At 41.3% G+C, this 2,087-nt stretch carries 3 protein-coding genes; all 3 read left to right on the top strand.

Translation table 11 applies throughout. The features are described 5' to 3' along the window. Nucleotides 1-343, top strand: a 343-nt coding sequence (locus BHE89_RS15495; protein ID WP_141008311.1) for an AAA family ATPase, incomplete at its 5' end; no start/stop codon positions are given. A gap of 334 nt (nt 344-677) precedes the next feature. Continuing rightward, nucleotides 678-1,175 carry a hypothetical protein gene (locus BHE89_RS27505; protein ID WP_458694233.1) on the top strand — a complete coding sequence of 166 codons (498 nt, stop codon included), beginning with the start codon at nt 678-680 and terminating at the stop codon, nt 1,173-1,175. A gap of 392 nt (nt 1,176-1,567) precedes the next feature. Continuing rightward, nucleotides 1,568-2,087, top strand: a 520-nt coding sequence (locus tag BHE89_RS15480) for a cation:proton antiporter domain-containing protein (protein ID WP_171742514.1), incomplete at its 3' end; no start/stop codon positions are given.

The following is a 2,087-nucleotide window of genomic DNA, read 5'->3' as shown; positions in this document are numbered from 1 at the left end:
AAAAGTCATTGTAGAGGAAATTCAACCGGGGCAACGTCAGCAGGTCAAACTTGCTAACGGCGATACTCATACTCTAGATGAAATGAGTTCTGGTGAGCATCAAGTTTTGATCATGCTCTTTATGGTACAACGTTGGCTTCAGCTAGGTGGCGTTGTATTAATCGACGAGCCGGATCTACATCTTCATCCTTCCTTAGTTCAGCCTCTGCTTGCGACGCTGGAAAATATTATTCAGAAAAAGAAGGGGCAGTTAATTTTAACTTCCCATGCGACCGATGTTTGGCAACGCTATGAAAGCCTGGGTCTGCGTTATCCTCTTTCTATTGAAAAGGACGGTGAGTAATGAGGGAGTTTGAGTGGCATATCAAGACCATTCTTGAGACAAAGATCACTGAAGGTAAACGAGCATTAATCGTTGAAGGAAAAACGGATGAACTCGTTTTTACTCAGCTCTTAAAAAAAGTTGATCCTCAATGGGAAACAAAATGGGTTCTTTCAGAAGTTGGAGGCAAACGCAATGTTGTAGACATTTTGTCAAAACAACCGACTTGGTTGGGCATTGTTGATCGTGATGAGTGGGATAACGCCCAATTGAGCCAACGGCAACAACAATTGCCTAACCTGCTAGTTTTGCCCAGATTCTGTATCGAAAATTATCTTACTGTCCCGAGGGAGCTTTGGCACTGTTTGCCGCAAAAGCAAAAAGCAAAGCTCCTGATGGGCAAGAAGCGGCAATTCAATCTATTACTGTATCCATTACTGAAAATCTCGATCAGTGGGTTCAATTTGGTGCTTTATGGGCAATAATAAACCCGCTTTGGGATGAACTTAGGTTACTTGGTTTCAACCGCGATCTTCTCAACCCTGAGTTGATTGTGGACGAGCAAATTTTTCGTGCGCAATGCGCTAGCTGGCATAACCATCTTGAGCCTCAGGGGCTCTGGCAGAGATATCAGGAGAAACTGACTGCAATTCGGGCCCAGACTGATGATGAAAATCTGCGCACCATTGTTCATGGAAAAAAATTCTTTAAAGCAGTAGTGACGCCTGCTTTCAGACAGTTATTTGCTATTCATAGTGCCATTTCTGTTGAAGATTTATTCCGAGAAATGCCAGTCCCGGGAGATCTGGCATTTGTCTGGGAAAGAATGAATCTAATCCCAGAAGATAATTAATTATGAAATTTAAAGAACTAGAATCAGGGCTTTGTCCGAAGTTTGCCAACAACCGCATCGTCTTCTGATATGACCCAGAACAACGCCTCATCTATTCACTCAATAAGTGAGATTTCAATAATGTCACGCTGTTGGATATGTACGTGTTTCTGTGCTAACAACAAAAAACTACTCAAAATAGATGAGCCTGAGCAGAAATTTCTACTCTATTTCACCAGTGAAGTTTCCGCTCAGGAACGGCCTAGGCTTGGGTTTTTTATGCATTTTCACTTCAGAAGTCTCTAATAATTTATTTTTTATATAATTAGAAATAACTTATTTCTTTACAATTAGGCAACAGATCGTTTTTACTGCACCGCTTAAAAAATATTAAATAATTTGGGGTGCTCACCATGTCTGTCGTTGCCATTGTGCTTATTTTTCTTTTTGCCGTGATTGTGAGTGTATTTATCTCACGATTGCTGTCAGAAAAAATTCCTCTGCCGTTGATCCAAATAGCTGTGGGGGCTTGTTTGTCGATTTTTGGTTTTGAGGTGGCTTTTGATCCTCATCTTTTCTTGTTTCTCTTTATTCCACCGCTTCTATTTTTAGATGGTTGGCGTATTCCTAAAGAGGCGTTATTTCAAGAAATTAAACCGATTATGTCATTGGCGATCGGTTTAGTTGTTGTCACCGTAATTGGCATGGGCTTTTTTATTCATTGGCTTATTCCATCTATTTCGCTTGCGATTGCGTTTGCCTTAGCGGCGATTTTGTCACCGACCGATCCTGTTTCAGTCTCCGCGATGACTGTAAATTCACCACTTCCTTCACGTATGACACATATTTTAGAAGGCGAGTCGTTGCTTAATGACGCTACAGGCTTAGTCTGTTTTAGCTTTGCGGTCGTAGCAGCATTAACAGGCTCTTTTT

Source organism: Shigella sp. FC1967, assembly GCF_001743005.1.
Classification (GTDB): domain Bacteria; phylum Pseudomonadota; class Gammaproteobacteria; order Enterobacterales; family Enterobacteriaceae; genus Proteus.
This window is presented reverse-complemented; position numbering and strand designations above follow the sequence as displayed.